Annotated in this window: 15 protein-coding genes and 1 rRNA gene; 7 read left to right on the top strand and 9 right to left on the bottom strand. The window is 73.8% G+C overall.

The genetic code is table 11. The annotated features are described in order from the left end of the window. Positions 1–13: 13 nt before the first annotated feature. The 4 genes from ACI79D_RS08095 to ACI79D_RS08080 all read right to left on the bottom strand — a co-directional run bounded on the left by ACI79D_RS08095 (position 14) and on the right by ACI79D_RS08080 (position 4,502). Positions 14–1,135, bottom strand: a complete 1,122-nt coding sequence (locus ACI79D_RS08095; protein ID WP_456917849.1) for a muconate/chloromuconate family cycloisomerase — start codon at positions 1,133–1,135, stop codon at positions 14–16. Between the two features lie 84 nt (positions 1,136–1,219). Further along, entirely contained in the window at positions 1,220–2,119 is a 900-nt protein-coding gene (gene catA / locus ACI79D_RS08090; RefSeq protein WP_456917848.1) for a catechol 1,2-dioxygenase, read from the bottom strand. A 69-nt stretch (positions 2,120–2,188) separates the two neighbouring features. Further along, the gene (locus ACI79D_RS08085) at positions 2,189–3,781 is read right to left on the bottom strand and encodes a 4-hydroxyphenylacetate 3-hydroxylase family protein (protein ID WP_456917846.1); all 1,593 of its coding nucleotides are present in this window, start codon (positions 3,779–3,781) and stop codon (positions 2,189–2,191) included. A gap of 148 nt (positions 3,782–3,929) precedes the next feature. After that, positions 3,930–4,502 (bottom strand): flavin reductase family protein, encoded by a 573-nt coding sequence (locus ACI79D_RS08080; RefSeq protein ID WP_456917845.1) that lies wholly within the window; start codon positions 4,500–4,502, stop codon positions 3,930–3,932. A 117-nt stretch (positions 4,503–4,619) separates the two neighbouring features. On the opposite strand from ACI79D_RS08080, the gene ACI79D_RS08075 reads away from it, so the two are divergent. Then, complete coding sequence (locus ACI79D_RS08075) at positions 4,620–5,411, top strand: IclR family transcriptional regulator domain-containing protein (protein WP_456917844.1); 792 nt, start codon at positions 4,620–4,622, stop codon at positions 5,409–5,411. Positions 5,412–5,415: 4 nt separating this feature from the next. Beyond that, positions 5,416–5,952: an RNA 2'-phosphotransferase gene (locus ACI79D_RS08070; protein ID WP_456917843.1), complete on the top strand. Its 537-nt coding sequence runs from the start codon at positions 5,416–5,418 to the stop codon at positions 5,950–5,952. Here the strand turns inward: ACI79D_RS08070 and ACI79D_RS08065 are convergent. Then, complete coding sequence (locus tag ACI79D_RS08065; RefSeq protein WP_456917842.1) at positions 5,928–7,028, bottom strand: PP2C family protein-serine/threonine phosphatase; 1,101 nt, start codon at positions 7,026–7,028, stop codon at positions 5,928–5,930. The two genes, ACI79D_RS08070 and ACI79D_RS08065, sit on opposite strands and share 25 nt — an antisense overlap. Positions 7,029–7,160: 132 nt before the next feature. Between ACI79D_RS08065 and ACI79D_RS08060 the strand changes: the two genes are divergently transcribed. Further along, positions 7,161–7,952 carry an SDR family NAD(P)-dependent oxidoreductase gene (locus tag ACI79D_RS08060; RefSeq protein ID WP_456917841.1) on the top strand — a complete coding sequence of 264 codons (792 nt, stop codon included), beginning with the start codon at positions 7,161–7,163 and terminating at the stop codon, positions 7,950–7,952. A 36-nt stretch (positions 7,953–7,988) separates the two neighbouring features. On the opposite strand, the gene ACI79D_RS08055 is transcribed toward ACI79D_RS08060, so the two are convergent. Beyond that, positions 7,989–8,801 (bottom strand): mycofactocin-coupled SDR family oxidoreductase, encoded by an 813-nt coding sequence (locus ACI79D_RS08055; protein WP_456917840.1) that lies wholly within the window; start codon positions 8,799–8,801, stop codon positions 7,989–7,991. 52 nt (positions 8,802–8,853) lie between these two features. On the opposite strand from ACI79D_RS08055, the gene ACI79D_RS08050 reads away from it, so the two are divergent. Further along, positions 8,854–9,435: a TetR family transcriptional regulator gene (locus ACI79D_RS08050; RefSeq protein WP_456917839.1), complete on the top strand. Its 582-nt coding sequence runs from the start codon at positions 8,854–8,856 to the stop codon at positions 9,433–9,435. Between the two features lie 184 nt (positions 9,436–9,619). On the opposite strand, the gene bar is transcribed toward ACI79D_RS08050, so the two are convergent. The 3 genes from bar to ACI79D_RS08035 form a co-directional block, all read right to left on the bottom strand. Next, a complete protein-coding gene (gene bar / locus ACI79D_RS08045) occupies positions 9,620–10,723 on the bottom strand; it encodes a barbiturase (protein WP_456917838.1) in 1,104 nt (367 codons plus the stop codon). A gap of 24 nt (positions 10,724–10,747) precedes the next feature. Next, entirely contained in the window at positions 10,748–11,719 is a 972-nt protein-coding gene (locus ACI79D_RS08040; RefSeq protein WP_456917837.1) for a carbamate kinase, read from the bottom strand. A 92-nt stretch (positions 11,720–11,811) separates the two neighbouring features. Next, positions 11,812–12,651, bottom strand: coding sequence for a PHP domain-containing protein (locus ACI79D_RS08035; RefSeq protein WP_456917836.1), 840 nt, complete (start codon positions 12,649–12,651; stop codon positions 11,812–11,814). 60 nt (positions 12,652–12,711) lie between these two features. Here ACI79D_RS08035 and ACI79D_RS08030 point away from each other — a divergent pair, with 60 nt between their 5' ends. The 3 genes from ACI79D_RS08030 to ACI79D_RS08020 form a co-directional block, all read left to right on the top strand. Continuing rightward, the gene (locus tag ACI79D_RS08030) at positions 12,712–14,934 is read left to right on the top strand and encodes a DEAD/DEAH box helicase (RefSeq protein WP_456917835.1); all 2,223 of its coding nucleotides are present in this window, start codon (positions 12,712–12,714) and stop codon (positions 14,932–14,934) included. 106 nt (positions 14,935–15,040) lie between these two features. Next, positions 15,041–15,664 carry an alpha-ketoglutarate-dependent dioxygenase AlkB gene (locus ACI79D_RS08025; protein ID WP_456917834.1) on the top strand — a complete coding sequence of 208 codons (624 nt, stop codon included), beginning with the start codon at positions 15,041–15,043 and terminating at the stop codon, positions 15,662–15,664. 507 nt (positions 15,665–16,171) lie between these two features. Continuing rightward, positions 16,172–16,274: ribosomal RNA gene (locus tag ACI79D_RS08020) — 16S ribosomal RNA — on the top strand; the annotation flags it as partial.

Here is a 16,274-nt window from a genome sequence, read left to right as displayed (position 1 = left end):
GCTCCTCTGCTGGTCAGGCGCGGGTGAAGCGGGCGACGGCGGCGGGGTCGAGCTCCACGCCCAGCCCCGGGCCGTCGGGCAGGTGCAGGGAGCCGTCGGCGTAGCGCAGCGGCTCGGTGAGCAGCTCCTCGCGCATGAGCAGCGGGCCGAACAGCTCGCTGCCCCAGGTGACGCCTGGCATCGCGCAGGCCAGGTGCAGCGACGCCGCGGTGCCGATCGGGCCCTCGATCGAGGTGCCGCCGTGGCAGGGGACGCCGGCCGCGGCGGCGACGTCGGCGATCTGTCGGGTGTACCGCAGCCCGCCGGACTTGGTGGTCTTGAGCGAGAAGACGTCGGCGGCGCGCAGCCGCACCAGGCGCAGCGCGTCCGACGGGGTGCGCAGGCTCTCGTCGGCCATCACCGGGATGGGCAGCGCGGCGTTGATCTCGGCCAGCCACTCGACCTCGGCGCCGGGCACCGGCTGCTCGACCAGGTCGACGCCGGCCTCGGCCAGCCGCGGCAGCCAGCGCAGCGAGGTCACCAGGTCCCAGCGGGCGTTGACGTCGACCCGCACGCTGGCCTGGCCGGCCAGCTTCGCGGCGATCTCGGTGACGCGGGCGACGTCGTCGGCGGGTTCCTGGGCGCCCATCTTGAGCTTGAAGCTGGTGTGCAGGCCGGCGTCCAGCTTGGCCTGGGCCTCGTCGACCACCTCGGCGGCGGACTCGGTGCCCAGCGCCCAGGTGACCGGGATCGAGGTGCGGGCCAGGCCGCCGAGCAGGGTGTGCACCGGGACGCCGAGGCAGCGCGCCCACGCGTCGTGCAGCGCGACCTCCACGGCGGCCTTGGCGTAGAGGTTGGCGTTGACGACGTCGTTCATCGCCTGCTGGATGCCGGCGATCTCGTCGACGCGGCGGCCGAGCAGCAGTGGCGCGATGTACCGGTCGACGACCACCTGCATGGTCTCCACCGACTCTCCGCCCCACCACGGCCCGCCGGGGACGACGCCCTCGCCGACGCCTCGGACGCCGCCGCTGGTGGTGAGCGTGACCAGCAGGATCGGCTGGGCGTCCATGCCGGTCCGTGCGAAGCGGTGGGGGCGGCGCAGGGGGACGTCGAGGACCGCCGTCTCGACGCGCTCGATGGTCAGGTCGTCCATGGGGGCGCTGTTCTCCCGTCCGTGAGGTGCGTGGTGAGCCCGCCGGGCCGTGCGGTGCCGCTGTCGCACGGCCCGGCGGGGTCGTCACTGCGGCTCGAGGACGAAGTCGTAGGTGACCGCCCGGGTGCCGTCGCCGGCGTCCTGCGGGTCGAGGACCAGTTCGGGCTTCACTGCCTCGGCCACGTCGCTGTCGACCCACTCGCCGCCGGCGAAGTACAGCTGCGTGGTGATCGTGCGGTGCCCGGGGGCGCGGACCAGCAGGTGCAGGTGCGCGGGACGCCACGGGTGCCAGCCGGCGGCCTCGATGAGCTTGCCGGTCGGGCCGTCGGTGGGGATCTGGTAGGGCGCGGGCTGGACGGTGCAGATCTCGAAGCGGCCCGCGTCGTCGGTGACGACGACCCCGCGCAGGTTGCCCTCGGGCAGGTGCGGGGCGAACCCGGAGTAGTAGCCCTGGTCGTCGGCCTGCCAGATGTCGACCTCGGCGCCGGCCAGCGGGGTGCCGTCGACGTCGCGGACCTGCCCGCTGAACACCAGCGGCGTGCCGGCCTCGTCCTCCCGCATGGGCAGGGTGGCCTGCGCCGGCAGCCGTGTCTGGCCGGGCAGGTAGTAGGGGCCGAGGATGCTGCCCTTGGTGCCGGTCTGGGTGCGGGCGGCGACCTCCTCGACGACGTGCTCGACGAACACGTCGAGGAACAGCGGCCACTCGCCGCCCTCGCCGACCTCGATCATCCAGGCCTTGGCGGCCTGGAACTCCGGATAGGTCACGTCGTGCTCGCGGATGGCGGCGTGCACGCCCTGCAGCACGGCCGTGACGACGGTGCTGACCCGCTCCGGCGAGACCGCGGCGGAGCCCGCGTGGTACTGCTCGGTGGTCCGGAAGGACGCCGTGGCGTTGGCGCCCGAGCCGGCCGCAGTGGGGCTGGCCCCGGTTGCGGGGCGGGCGGCGGGGATGTCGCCGGGCGCGGTGTGCTCGGTGGTGGTCATGCGGTCCTCCTCGGGGGATGGGCGGGATGGAGGGGATCGGTCCGCGTCCGGCGCACCGATCCCCTCCGGTCACGTGCGGTTGGCGAAGAAGGAGACGTCGTCGTTTCCGACGAGGTCGGGGACGGTCCAGCCGTCGAGGTCGTACTCGGCCAGGCACGCCTCGGCCAGGCCCTTCATCGAGCCGGTCGTGCCCTGGGCCTCGGCCGCGAAGAGCAGCTCGGCCTTGACGTTCTCGTGGTTGCCGGAGTAGTTGCGCTCGTAGAGCTCGTGCCGGCCGCCGAACTCGGTGCCGACGGCGTCCCACAGCGCCTTCATGACCTTGACCCGGTCGACGGCCTCGATCCCGTTGGACCCGCGCACGTACTTGTCCAGGTAGGGCCGCACCTCGGGGGTCTTGAAGTCGATGGCGTGCGAGTTGAGGTAGATCAGCCCGCTGGCGACGTCGGACTCGATGATCTCCTTGACCCGCGGGTAGCCCTGGATCATGAACATCCGGTAGGTCAGCCCGTAGTCGAGCTTGGGGAGCGTGGTGCCGCCGACCCACTCGTCGGGATTGGCGCACATCGCGTCGGTGAGCGCCCAGAAGACGTTGCGCCAGCCGATGACCTCACCGACCCGGGTCTGCACGCCGCGGAAGTCCTTGCTGCCGGTAGCCTCGAGCGCCTTGATCAGCAGGCCGGCGATGAAGTCGAGTTTGACCGCCAGGCGGGTGCAGCCGTGCAGGGTGAACCGGGGGATGAAGCCGGAGACGGGGAAGAAGCCGTTGATCTTCTCGATGTCGCCGTAGAGGAAGACGTTCTCCCACGGCACCAGGACCTTGTCGAAGACGAAGATCGTGTCGTTCTCGTCCATCCGGCTCGACAGCGGGTAGTCGAACGGGCTGCCCATGACCGCGGCCTGCTGGGTGTAGGAGGTGCGGCAGATCAGCTTCACGCCCGGTGCGTCCATCGGCACCGTGCAGATGAGCGCGAACTCCTTCTTCTTGATGGGCAGTCCGTAGTGGGCGATGAAGTTGTAGTTCGTGATCGCCGAACCGGTGGCGACCACCTTGGCGCCGGAGACGATCAGGCCGGCGTCGGTCTCCTTCTCCACCTTCATGAACACGTCGCCGACCTCGTCGGGCGGGAGGTTGCGGTCGACGGGCGGGTTGATGATCGCGTGGTTCCAGTAGAGGACCTTCTCCTGCGACTCGCGGTACCAGCGCTTCGCGTTGTCCTCGAACGGCGCGTAGAACTCGCTGTTCGCGCCGAGCGTGCCGAGGAAGCTGGCCTTGTAGTCCGGTGAGCGGCCCATCCAGCCGTAGGACATCCGGGCCCAGGCGGCGATCGCGTCGCGGTCGCGGACCATGTCCTCGGTCGAGTGCGGAGCCCGGAAGAACGGGTGGGTGAAGCCGCCGCTGCCGGTGTCGGTCGGCACGGTCAGCGCCGCCCGGTGCTCCGGGTCGTGCAGCGCGTCGTAGAGGCGGGCGGTCATCCGGACCGGGTTGCGGAAGGCCGGGTGCGTCGTCACGTCGCGCACCCGCTCGCCGTACAGCCAGATCTCCCGGCCGTCGCGGATGCTCTCGATGTACTCGTCGCCGGTCATGGGCCGGGTGGCCGTGGGCGTGCCGGGTTCGGTGGGCGTGCGGGGGCTGACCGTCTCGCGTTCTTGCTCGAGCGTCACAGGGGACCCTCCTTCGTCGGTGGAGTCGGGGACTGCGTGCCGTGCGGTGGAACGGGTGGTGCGTCGGTCCCCTCCCGGGCCCCCGAGCGGAGCGAGGGGTGGGAGGAGGGGGTCCTTCGTCGAGGCGGGAGGAGGACGGGGTCGTCTCTCAGGACGCGGCTCGGGAGGAGTGGGGGTGCAGCGCGGGGAAGGCCGTCGTCGCGTCGAACCAGCCCAGCTCGGGGCAGTCCAGCGACCCGCCCCAGTGGACGCCGGTGGTCGGGGCCGCCAACTCGCGGAACCGGCCGCCGAAGAACAGCAGCGGGGCGGCGTCGGTCACCTCGAGGTGGACGACCTCGCCGATGACGATGAGGTGGTCGCCGCCGTCGTAGGTCCGCCACGGCCGGCAGGAGATCGTCGCGGCGTTGCCGACGAGGACCGGTGCGGTCGGCCCGTCGGCCCAGGCCGGCTCGGGGTCCTGCGGACGGCCGGCGAAGTGCCACGCGGTGTCCAGCTGGTCGGCGGCCAGCACGTTGACCGCGAACGGCGCGCCCTCGAGATAGCCGCAGGCCTTCGACTGGCGGGTCAGCGTCACCTGGCACAGCGCCGGCACGAGGGAGACCGCGGTGAACGCGTTCACCGTTGCGCCGTGTGGCACGCCGTCGTCCTTGGCGCACGTGACGACGGTGACGCCGGTGGCGAAGCGCCCGAAGGCGTTGCGGATGCTGCGCGGGTCGAGCATGGTGCCCCTCCTCGCCGGATGCACGCAGTGCGTACACTGTGTCCGCAGTGCGTGCGAAGAGTGTGGTGGGCGTCACGCGCGCCCGTCAAGCCCCGGCGTGCAGGAAGATGGGGGCCGATGTCCGAGGGGGAGCGGGAAGGCACGAACGGCGACCGCGACTACGTGCAGAGCCTCGAGCGCGGCATCGCCGTGCTGCTGGCCTTCGACGAGGAACACCCCGAGCCGACCCTCGCCGAGCTCGCGCAGATCACCGGCTTCTCACGGCCGGCGGTCCGCCGGTTCCTCATCACGCTGGAGCGGATGGGCTACGTGCGGGGTCGCAACGGGCGCTGGTCGCTGACCCCGCGGGTGCTCTCCATCGGCCAGCACTACACCGCGTCGCACGCGCTCATCGAGCTGGCCCAGCCGCACCTGCTGCAGTTGGCCGAGCAGACGCACGAGTCCGCCTCGCTGGCCACCCTGGACGGCGACGAGGTGGTCTACGTCGCCCGGGTGCCGGTCCGCCGGATCATGAGCATCAACGTCTCCGTCGGCACGCGGGTCCCCGCCTACGCCACCTCGATGGGCCGGGTGCTGCTGGCCTGGGCGCCCACGGAGGTCGTCGACTCCGCCCTCAACCGCCGGCCGCTGCGGGCCATCACCCCCTCGACCGTCACCGACCCCTCGGCGCTGCGGGCGGAGCTCGCCCGGGTGCGGGAGCAGGGCTGGTCGATCGTGGCCGAGGAGCTGGAGGCGGGCTTGCTCTCGGCCTCGGCGCCCGTGCGCGACCGGTCCGGGCAGGTGGTGGCCGCGCTGGCGTCGTCGACCTCGGTGGGCCGGTCCAGCCGTGGCGAGCTGCAGCGCACCGTCGTCCCCCTGCTGGTCGAGACCGCCGCCCGGATCACCGCGGCCCTCGGCGGCCGGTCGTAGCGCCGTGGACGAGCCGGGGATGGTCCGGCTGAGCAAGCGGCTGTCCTACCTGCTGAGGCACGCGCCGGAGAGCGCCGGGCTGGTCCTGGACGCGGCCGGCTGGGCGGACGTCGACCCGGTGCTCACCGCGCTGCGCATCGACCGCGCGACCCTCGACCACCTGGTCGCGACCGACGGCAAGCGACGGTTCGCCTTGGACGGGAGCGGGCGGCGGATCCGCGCCAGCCAGGGCCACAGCGTCGCGGTCGACCTCGGCTACGCCCCGGAGGACCCGCCACCGGTGTTGTTCCACGGCACCGTCGAGCGCTTCCTGTCGGCGATCCTCGCCGAGGGGCTGCGGCCCGGTCGGCGGCACGCGGTGCACCTCAGCGCCGACGTCGCGACCGCCCGGCAGGTGGGCGGACGGCGCGGGGTGCCGGTGGTGCTGCGGGTCGACGCGGCCGGGCTCGCCGCGGCGGGCGCGCGCTTCACCCGCTCGGCGAACGGCGTCTGGTTGGTCGACGCCGTCCCGCCCGCCTACCTGGCGGTGGCGGCCGGCTGAGGCGGGAGGCGCACGGCGAGCAGCGCCACGTCGTCGTCCCCCCGACCGCCCACGCCGCTGAGCACCCCGTCGCACACCTGCTCGATCGGGTCCCGGCCGACCCGCTCCAGCGTCGCCACCAGCAGCGCGAACCCGTCGTCCAGCGGTGCGTCCCGCCGCTCCACGAGGCCGTCGGTGTACAGGACCAGGGTGTCCCCGGGGTCGAGGCTGACCTCGTGGTCGGCGCGCCGGGCGCTGCGGGCGATGCCGAGCAGCGGGTCGACCGGGCGCTCGAGCAGCAGCGCCCGGCCGTCGCCGCGGACCAGGACCGGCGGCGGGTGCCCGGCGTTGGACCAGCGCAGCAGCGCGCCGCCGCCGGGCCGCGGGTCCAGGGTCGCCACGGTCACCGTCGCCAGCGTCCGGACGCGCAGGGCCGCGAACACCCCGTCCAGGGCGGTGAGGACGGCGGCCGGCGAGCCCGGCCCGGTCACCGCCAGGCCCCGCAGCATCCCGCGGGTCTGCGCCATGAACGCCGCGGCCGGGGCGTCGTGGCCGGCGACGTCGCCGATGACGAGCGCCGTCGTCCCGTCCGCGAGCCGGAACGCGTCGTACCAGTCCCCGCCGACCCGGGCGTGCCGGCCGGCCGGCCGGTAGCGCACGGCCAGCTCGAGAGGCGCCACGTCCGGCGGGTCCCCGAGCAGGTGACGCTGCAGGGTCTCCGCCGTCTCCACGACCGCCCGGGCGGCGGCGACCTCGGCGCTGACCCGCGCGAGCTGGGCCTCCCGCCGCAGCCGCAGCGTGCAGGCGCCGACCGCCACCAGCGTGCCCAGCACGATCAGCAGCAGCCGCGCCGCCTGCGTCTGCACCGTCGCGGCCGTGAACTGCCGGTCGTAGACGCCGAGGGCCGCCGCGGCCCCGAGCGCGAGCACGCCGTAGGCGACGGTCGCCCCCCGGCCCAGCACCGTCGCCGCCACCAGGGGCGCGATGACCGTCACGCCCGCGATGACCTGGTCGCGGCCGCCGGCGACGTCGAGGACGACGACCAGGGCGAGGAAGAGCGCTGGGAGGGCACGCCGCACGCGGGTGGACCCGTTCACTCGGTGTGCTCCCGTCCGGCCCGACCCCCCGGGTCGCACTGTTCGGCCGACAGGGTAGAGGAGGCGGCCTGCCGAGCCCCGGAACCGAGCCGTCTGCGGAACAGCCCGCGTCGCCCGCGCCTTGCTCTGCTCGTGCAGATCGACCTGAGCGGCCGCCGCGCCGTCGTCACCGGTTCCTCGCAGGGCATCGGCCTGGCCATCGCCACCGGACTGGCCCGGGCCGGGGCAGCGGTCGTCCTGACCGGGCGGGACGCCGGGAAGCTCACCGGGGCGGCCGACCGCCTGCGGGCCGACGTCGCGGGCGCCGAGGTCGCCACCGTCGCCGGGGAGGTCACCACCGACGAGGGCACCGCCGCGCTGCTCGACGCCGTCCCGGCCGCCGACGTGCTCGTCAACAACCTCGGCGTCTTCGGCGCGCAGCCGGTCCTGGAGATCCCGGACGACGAGTGGCGCCGCTACTTCGAGACCAACGTGCTGACCGCCGTCCGGCTGACCCGCGCGTACCTGCCCGGCATGCGCGAGCGCGGCTGGGGGCGGGTGCAGTACATCGCCAGCGACTCGGCGGTGGTGATCCCGGCGGAGATGGTGCACTACGGGGTCACCAAGACCGCGCTGCTCGCGGTGGCCCGCGGGTTCGCCAAGGAGGCCGCGGGCTCCGGCGTGACGGTCAACTCGGTGATCGCCGGGCCGACGCACACCGGCGGCGTCGAGGAGTTCGTGCACTCGCTGGTCGGCGACCTGCCCTGGGAGGAGGCGCAGCGGGAGTTCATGCGCCGGCACCGGCCGAACTCGCTGCTCCAGCGGCTGATCGAGCCCGAGGAGATCGCGAACATGTGCGTCTACCTGGCCTCGCCGCTGGCCTCGGCGACCACCGGCGGCGCGCTGCGGGTCGACGGCGGCTACGTGGACGCGATCCTGCCCTGACCGCGGGCCCGGTCGCCGCCGGGCCCGCGGCCGGTCTCAGCGGGCGAGCGTGCCGAGGTCGACCGGCAGCGCGATGCCGGTGACGTGCCGCGCCTCGTCGGACGCCAGCCACGCGACGGCGGCGGCGATGTCCTCCGGCTGCGACACCTGGTCGGGCAGCGTCTGCATGAAGATCGGCCCGAGCGTGCTCGCGTACTGGACCAGGAGCGGCTGCATGTCGTCGACGGTCATCCCGGTCGCGACGCCGTGCGGGTGGACGGTGTTGACCCGGATGCCGTACTGGCCGAGTTCGTTGGCCATCGTGCGGGCCAGCCCCACGACGCCGTGCTTGCTGGCCGCGTAGTGGCCGAGGAACGGCAGCCCGCGCAGGCCGGCCACCGAGCTGGTGATGACGATCGAGCCGCCGGTGCCCTGCTCGATCAGGACCGGCACGGTCGCCTTCGCGGTGAAGAAGACGCCGGTCAGGTTGGTGTCGATCGTCTCCTGCCACTGCTCGATCGAGATGTCCCAGGAGAGGTTCGCCGAGCAGATGCCGGCGTTGGCGACGACGACGTCGAGCCGGCCGAGCTCGGCGACGCCCTCGGCGACGACCGCGGACACGGCGTCGAAGTCCCGGACGTCGGCCTCGCGGGCGACGATCCGCCGGTCCTGCGCCTCCACCAGCCGGACCGTCTCGGCGAGGTCCTCGGCCGTCGGGCCGGGGTAGGCCGTCGTCTTCGCGTCGGCGTTGACGTCCAGGGCGATGACGTCGGCGCCCTCGCTCGCCAGCCGGACCGCGTGCGCCCGGCCCTGGCCGCGCGCGGCGCCGGTGACGAGGGCGACCTTGCCCTCGAGTCGACGGTTGCTCATCCCGTGCTCCTCCCGCTCCGTTGCACTCAGTGCAGCGACCCTAGGGGCTAACGTGCACGGAGTGCAGCCGCTCGGCGCCCGGGAGGCGCAGCGCCGGGAGAGTTGGCGGGCCCTGCAGGCCGCCGCGGTCGACCTGGTGGGGCGACGCGGCTTCGCCGTGGTCACGGTCGACGACATCGCCGCGGCGGCCGGTGTCTCCCGGCGGACGTTCTTCAACCACTTCCCGACCAAGGCCGCCGCGCTCTTCGACCCCGACCCCGGCGACGCCGACCGGCTGGCCGGGATGCTGGCCGCGGCCGACGGCGCGGCCGACCCGTGGACGGCGCTGGGCGCGGTGTGCCGTGAGTACCTGACCACCCACACCGGCACCCTCGCGGTGCGGCGCCGGCTGGCCGACGACCCCGAGCTCGCCGCCTACCAGCGCACTGCCTACCGGCACATCGAGGGGGCCCTGGACGGCTGGGCGCACCGCCAGCTCCCGGGCGACCCCCTCGCCGCCGCGCTGGTGGCGCAGGCGGCGGCCGCGGTGCTGGGCGCGGCGTTCACCGCCTGGCACCCGGACGAGGACCCCGCCCGATTCCTCGACCTGGTCGCGCGCGGGTTCGCGCTGGTCGCGGTGACCCTGGACCGATGACCCGCCGCGCCGATCCCCGGCCGCCGCTCCTCAGCGCCCTCCTCCGTGGGCACCCCTCTCCGCGTTGATCATGGGGTTGTTGCCGTCGGACACGCCGGTAGTGGCGCGTCGTCCTGCGACAACCCCATGATCAACCGCGGGTCGGGCGGGTCAGGCCGGTCAGGCGGGCGTCATCCGGCTGTCGTCAGGCCTTGACGATCGCGGCCACCGGGCCGCCGCCCGACGGGCCCTGGTGCACCGCGGCGACGGAGACGAACACCGCCGGGTCGCCGGTGACCGACGCCGTCACGCCACCGACGGTGGCCTTGATCTGCCGGTGCCAGTGCACGTCGGAGTCGTCGAGCATCGCGTTGCGCCGGCCGCGCACCTTGCCGGTCGGGTCGGCCTCGCACTTGAGGAAGACGTTGACCAGCCGGTCGCCGAGGTCGGTGTGGTGCGGGCGCTCGGGCAGGTCGAGGCCGGCGTTGCGGATCGCCTCCCAGATGCCGTCCTGGTCCAGGGCGTCCTTCATGACCGAGTGCCCGATCCGGTAGTTGCCGCCGTGCCCGCGGGCGTTGCCGACGACGACGATCTGCGCCTGGTCGAGCTCCACGCCCGACGAGCAGGAGGCCACCGACGAGAACAGCGACAGGTCGCGCATGACCTGCTCCTGCGTCGGCATCTCGATCTCGCCGAGGGCGACGGCGATGCCCAGGGCAGTGGTGCCGTTGGACAGGTCCATCGACCCGTGCGGCTCGTCGTAGTAGGTGGTCTGCCCGCGCTCGTGGGCGTCGCGGATCGTCTCGATGGTGAGCAGCGGCGTCTTGGTCTGCACGTAGTGGACGTCGGCCGGGTCCTCGATGCCGGCCTCCTTCATCGCCCGGCGCACGCCGTCGGCGACCTTCTCGACCATGGAGATGCGGCCGATGTCCTCGGGCAGCAGCCGCTCGCTCATCGCGAAGCCCACGGTCAGCCGCGGCTCGTCGGTCTTCTCGACGGCGTCCTCGGGCAGGGTCGCGAAGATCGTGGCGTGCGGGCTGATGACGCCGTCGGTGCCGCCGGACCACACGATCGGGATCTGCTTGACCTCCTCGGCCGAGCGCGTCCCCTTCTCCTGCAGCACCTCCCGGAAGGCGCGGTCGGCGATGATCCGCGTGTAGTCGTTGACGCCGCCGTTGCCCTCGGTCTTGCCGATGACGGCGACCACCCGGTCGGCCTCGAAGACGCCCTCGTCGATGAGCTTGGCCAGCTCGGAGGCGTCACTCACGTTGTGCAGCGGGACCTTGCGGACCTCGATAGGTGCGGGCACGGCTTTCCTCTCGGTTGTCGGTGCTCAGGCGGTCAGGGTGGTGCCGGCGTCGTCACTGCGGACGGCGTCGGAGATGTGCTCGAGGCTGGTGATGACGGCGCGGCGGACGTGTCCGGCGCCGGCCGCCGCGCCACGCTCGACGAACCGCAGCGCGGCGTCGACCTTCGGACCCATGGAGCCGCGGGCGAACTGCCCGGCCGCGGCGTGCGCGCGCAGCTCGGCAGCGGTGACCCGGCCCAGCGGGCGCGCGTCCGGCGTGCCGAAGTCGACCATCACGTTCGGGACGTCGGTGGCGATGACCAGGGTGTCGGCGCCCAGCTCGGCGGCGAGCAGGGCGGCGGTGAGGTCCTTGTCGATGACCGCCTCGACGCCGTGGAGGGCACCGCCGTCGCCGCCCTCCGCCACCGGGATGCCACCCCCGCCGGCGCAGGCCACGACGAAGCCGGCCGCGGCCAGCGCGGAGATGGCGGGGACGTCGATCACCGACCGCGGCTCGGGGGAGGCGACCACCCGCCGCCAGCCGCGCTCGCCGCGGTCCTCCCAGATCTGCCCGTGCGCGATGAACTGCTCGGCCTGCTCGCGGGGGAGGAACCGGCCGACCGGCTTGGAGGGCTCGCGGAAGTGGGGGTCGTCGGGGTCGATGAGCGTGCGGGTGACCAGGCTGGCGGTGCGCTGGGGGAGTCCGCGGGCGGCCAGTGCGGCGTCCAGCTCGTCGGCGAGGGTGAAGCCGATCGTCGCCTGGGTCTGCGCGACGCACCAGTCCAGCGGCACCGGGGGGACCTCGTGCGCCGCGAGCTCGTTCTTGACCAGCAGGTTCCCCACCTGGGGGCCGTTGCCGTGGGTCAGCACGACCTCGACGCCGGTGGCCACGACCTCCGCGATGTGCACCGACGCCGAGGCGATCGCCACCTGCTGGGCGGCCGGCGTGGCCGAGCCGTCCGGCCCGGTCATCGCGTTGCCCCCGAGGGCGATCACGACGCGGCGGGGTGAGGTCACCCCCCGACCCTAACGGCAGTTCTCTTAGCGGTGAAGTAGTTCTTTGCGGCGCCCAGCGGTGCCGAGTGGTGCCCGGCGGTGCCCAGCGGTGCTCAGCGCCGCCAGAAGTCGAACGCGTCCCGTCCGGGGCGGAACCCGGCGGACTCCACGACGTCCACCGCGAGGTCGAAGTGCTGGCCGACGACGGGCGGCTGGTGGGCGTCGCTGCCGAAGCTGACCGCCTCCCCGCCCTCCTCGAAGAACCAGCGCACCTGGTCCACCGAGGCCAGCGGGCTGGTGGTGTTGACCTCCAGCGCCCGGCCGGTGTGCGCCAGCGCCCGGAAGACGGCCCGGTACTCCTCCTCGAAGTCCTTCTCCGAGTACCGGTCGCTGCCGCCGGGCCAGTACCGGCGCGGGAAGTCGACGTGGGCGAGCACCTGGAAGACGTCGCTGTTCTCGACCATGTCGACGACCTCGGCCAGGTAGCGGCGCATCGTGGTGTCGGGGTCGGGGTAGAGCAGCCGGCCGACGCCGTACAGCCGGCCGTCCTCGCTCAGCGAGTGCAGCGATCCGAGCACGCGGTCGACCGGAGCGTCGCGCAGGTGGTCGGCGACGCTGGCGGCGAACAGGTGCGGCTCACCGGTCTCCACGCCGGACCAGATCCGCAGCTCGGGGAAGCGCTCGCGGCACTCCTCCAGCTCGGCGAAGTACCCCTCGACGTCGATCGGCAGGTGCCGGGAGGCGTGCCGGTCGACCAGGCCCTCGGCGGTGGCGCGGTCCTCGGGGGACCAGGTGGTGAAGTCCAGGTGCTCGGTGAAGGCGATGGCCGGCAGGCCCCGGGCGACCGCCCGCTCGCAGGCGCGCACCATCGTCGCCGAGTCGGGGGTGTCCCAGGACCAGTGGGTGTGCACGTGGTTGTCCGGCGGTCGCATCGCCTGTGGATCCTCCTCCATCGTCCCCAGGATCCGCGCGGCAGCCGGTCCTGTCGCCCCGGGTACCTACTGTCGGGAGCCATGAGCTCCGTCGCGCCCCCGACGTCCGACCTCGCCGCCGAGGCCCTCGAGGTCCTGCGCGAGCTGACCGGCCGGCCCGACGCCGAGTTCCGCGAGGGACAGGACGCCGCCGTCGCCGCGCTGGTGGAGCGCTCGGAGCGCGCCCTGGTCGTGCAGCGCACCGGGTGGGGCAAGTCGGCGGTGTACTTCGTCTCGACCGCGCTGCTCCGCCGCCGCGGCGCCGGCCCCACGCTGCTGGTCAGCCCCCTGCTGGCGCTGATGCGCGACCAGGTGACGGCGGCCGCGCGGGCCGGCATCCGGGCGGTGGAGATCTCCAGCGCCAACGCCACCGAGTGGGACGACGTCGCCGCGCGGCTGGCCGCCGACGACGTCGACGTGCTGCTGGTCTCGCCCGAGCGCCTGACCAACCCGCGGTTCCGCGAGGAGCAGCTGCCCGACCTGGTCGAGCGCTGCGGCCTGCTGGTCGTCGACGAGGCGCACTGCGTCTCCGACTGGGGGCACGACTTCCGCCCCGACTACCGCCGCATCCGCGACCTGCTGGGCACGCTGCCCGCGGGCACGCCGGTGCTGGCCACCACGGCGACCGCCAACGAGCGGGTCGTGGCCGACGTCGCCGAGCAGCTGGGCGCCGGCGGGGTCTCGGTGACCACCGTGCGGGGTGCGCTGGCGCGGGACTCGCTGCGCCTGGGCGTGCTCCGGCTGCCCACCGACCGCGCCCGCCTGGCGTGGCTGGCCGCCCACCTCGGCGACCTGCCGGGCAGCGGCATCGTCTACACGCTCACCGTCGCCGCCGCGGAGGAGACCGCCACCCTGCTCCGGGACGCCGGCCACGAGGTGCGCGCCTACACCGGGCGGCTGGACGACGCCGACCGCCGCGAGGCCGAGGAGGCGCTGCGGGAGAACCGGGTGAAGGCCCTGGTCGCGACGTCGGCGCTCGGCATGGGCTTCGACAAGCCCGACCTGGGGTTCGTCGTCCACCTGGGCGCGCCGTCCTCCCCGGTCAGCTACTACCAGCAGGTCGGCCGGGCCGGCCGCGCCGTCGAGCACGCCGACGTGCTACTCCTCCCCGGCCCGGAGGACCTCGCGATCTGGCAGTGGTTCGCCACCTCCTCCATGCCGCGGGAGGACCACGCCGCGGCCGTGCTGTCCGCGATGGCCGACGGCGCGGCCTGGTCGGTGGCCCGGCTGGAGACCGTGGCCGACGTCCGCCGGTCCCGGCTGGAGCTGCTGCTCAAGGTGTTGGCCGTCGACGGGGCGGTCGAGCGGGTGCAGGGCGGCTGGCGGGCCACCGGCCGGCCGTGGGTGTACGACGCCGACCGCTACGCCCGCGTGACCCGCACCCGCGAGGCCGAGCAGCGCGCGATGATCGCCTACGCCCGGCCCGTCGACGAGGCGCAGTGCCGGATGGCCTTCCTCCAGGAGGCGCTGGACGACCCGACCGCCGCGCCGTGCGGCCGGTGCGACGTCTGCGCCGGCCCCTGGTACGCGGCCGACGTGCCCGAGGCCGCGACCCGGGCCGCCTCCGAGGCGCTCGACCGGCCCGGCGTGGAGCTCGCGCCCCGCGCGATGTGGCCCACCGGCGCTGACCGGCTCGGCGTGGAGGTGAAGGGCAAGATCCCGCCCGGCGAGCAGATGGACCCCGGCCGGGCCGTCGCCCGGCTCACCGACCTGGGCTGGGGGCAGCGGTTGCGTTCCCTCCTGGGGGACGACGGCGTGGGTGGCGTCGTCGACCTCGAGGCGCCCGGCCTCGAGGAGGACCCGGACGCCGCCTTCGACGTCCCGGTCCGGCGTGCGGTCTCCGACACCCCGCCGGACGACGAGCTCATCCGCGCCTGCGCTCGCGTGCTCGGTGCCTGGGACTGGGCCGAGCGGCCGGCCGCGGTCGTCGCGGTGCCGTCGCGGCGGCGCCCCCGGTTGGTGACCGGCCTGGCGCAGGGGCTGGCCGGTCTCGGGCGGCTGCCCTACCTCGGTGAGCTCTCCCTCGCGCACGGCGGCCCGACCGGACAGCCCGGCGGGAACAGCGCCTTCCGACTGGCGGGGGTGTGGCAGCGGATCGTGGTGGGTCCCCAGCTGCGCGAGCAGCTCGCGGCGATGGGTCCCGTCCCGGTCCTGCTCGTCGACGACCTGGCCGACTCGCGCTGGACCCTCACCGTCGCCGGCCGGGAGCTGCGGCTGGCGGGTGCCTCCCGCGTCCTGCCCTTCGCGCTGGCGCTCACCGCCTGAGGGAGGCCCCGGTCCTCGTCACCGCGCGCACGCTCGCGGTGAGCCTCCGGACGGGGCCGCGGGCGCTCCACTCGTACAGACGTTCGATCGCGCGTAGCCTGCGCCCATGTCGCTCGCGCACCAGCCGTCGATGTGGGACCTGGCGGAGGAACCGACCCTCGGGCCGCTCACCGTCACCCGGCACCAGCTCGGCCGCGGAGCGTGGGTCGACCACCTGCCGGGGTGGGTCGCCGGGTCCGACGCCGTCCTCGAGGTCCTGCTCGGCGACATCGGCTGGCGCGCCGACCGTCGGCAGATGTACGAGCGCGAGGTCGCCGTCCCCCGGCTGCTCCGGTGGTACGGCGGAGGCGAGGTGCTGCCGCACCCGCTGCTGACCGAGGCGCGCGACGCGCTGAACGCCCACTACTCCCCGGAGCTCGGCGAGCCGTTCGTCACGGCCGGCATGTGTCTCTACCGCGACGGGCGGGACAGCGTCGCCTGGCACGGGGACCGCGTCGGGCGCGGCCGCAGCGCGGACACGATGGTGGCGATCGTCTCCTTCGGCTCGCCGCGGCCGCTGCTCCTGAGGCCGGTCGGCGGCGGCGAGAGCCGGCGCTTCCCCCTGGGGCACGGCGACCTCGTCGTCATGGGCGGCTCCTGCCAGCGGACGTGGGAGCACTGCATCCCCAAGACGGCCAAGCCCGTCGGGCCCCGGGTCAGCGTGCAGTTCCGCCCCCGCGGCGTGCTCTGACCGCCGCCGGCCGAGTCCCGGGCGCCTTGTGACGCAGGGCTCGACGCTCCTGTGACGCAGCGCTCGGACGCCTCGGGAAGAGCGGACCCGTGGCTGCCGTTCCACCCAGCGCCCACGGACGACGGCTCCCGAGCCGCCCGCCCGGAGGCCGAAAGCCCTGGTGGACAGGGCGATCGAGGGAGGACGTACCCCCCTCCGGGACCCCCCCTGCAGAGGGCCCTGGAGGTCGTGTAATGTTCTCTCTGCACCGAGCGAGAACGGACCGGGCCGCCAGCCTGGTCAACCGCCAGTCGAACCCCCGCGGTTTGAATTGATGCGGAGCGCGGTGTAAAGTGGAGACACCGCCTCGAACGAAGGCCGAAAAGGCTGGAGTTGGAGCGCGTCCGCTCCTTGAGAACTCAACAGCGTGCCGAAAGTCAGTGCCAAGTAACAACCCCTTTGTGGGTTTCTTTGGGTTGATGGATATCGAGAGTGCCAACTCTCGGTTCTCGCCCGGATGCAAATTCATCTACGGAGAGTTTGATCCTGGCTCAGGACGAACGCTGGCGGCGTGCTTAACACATGCAAGTCGAACGGTGAACCTTCTTCGGGAGGGGATCAGTGGCGAACG

The organism is Geodermatophilus sp. SYSU D00708 (assembly GCF_054050115.1).
Note: the sequence above shows the minus strand (reverse complement) of the source record. Positions and strands in the feature narration are given on the sequence as shown.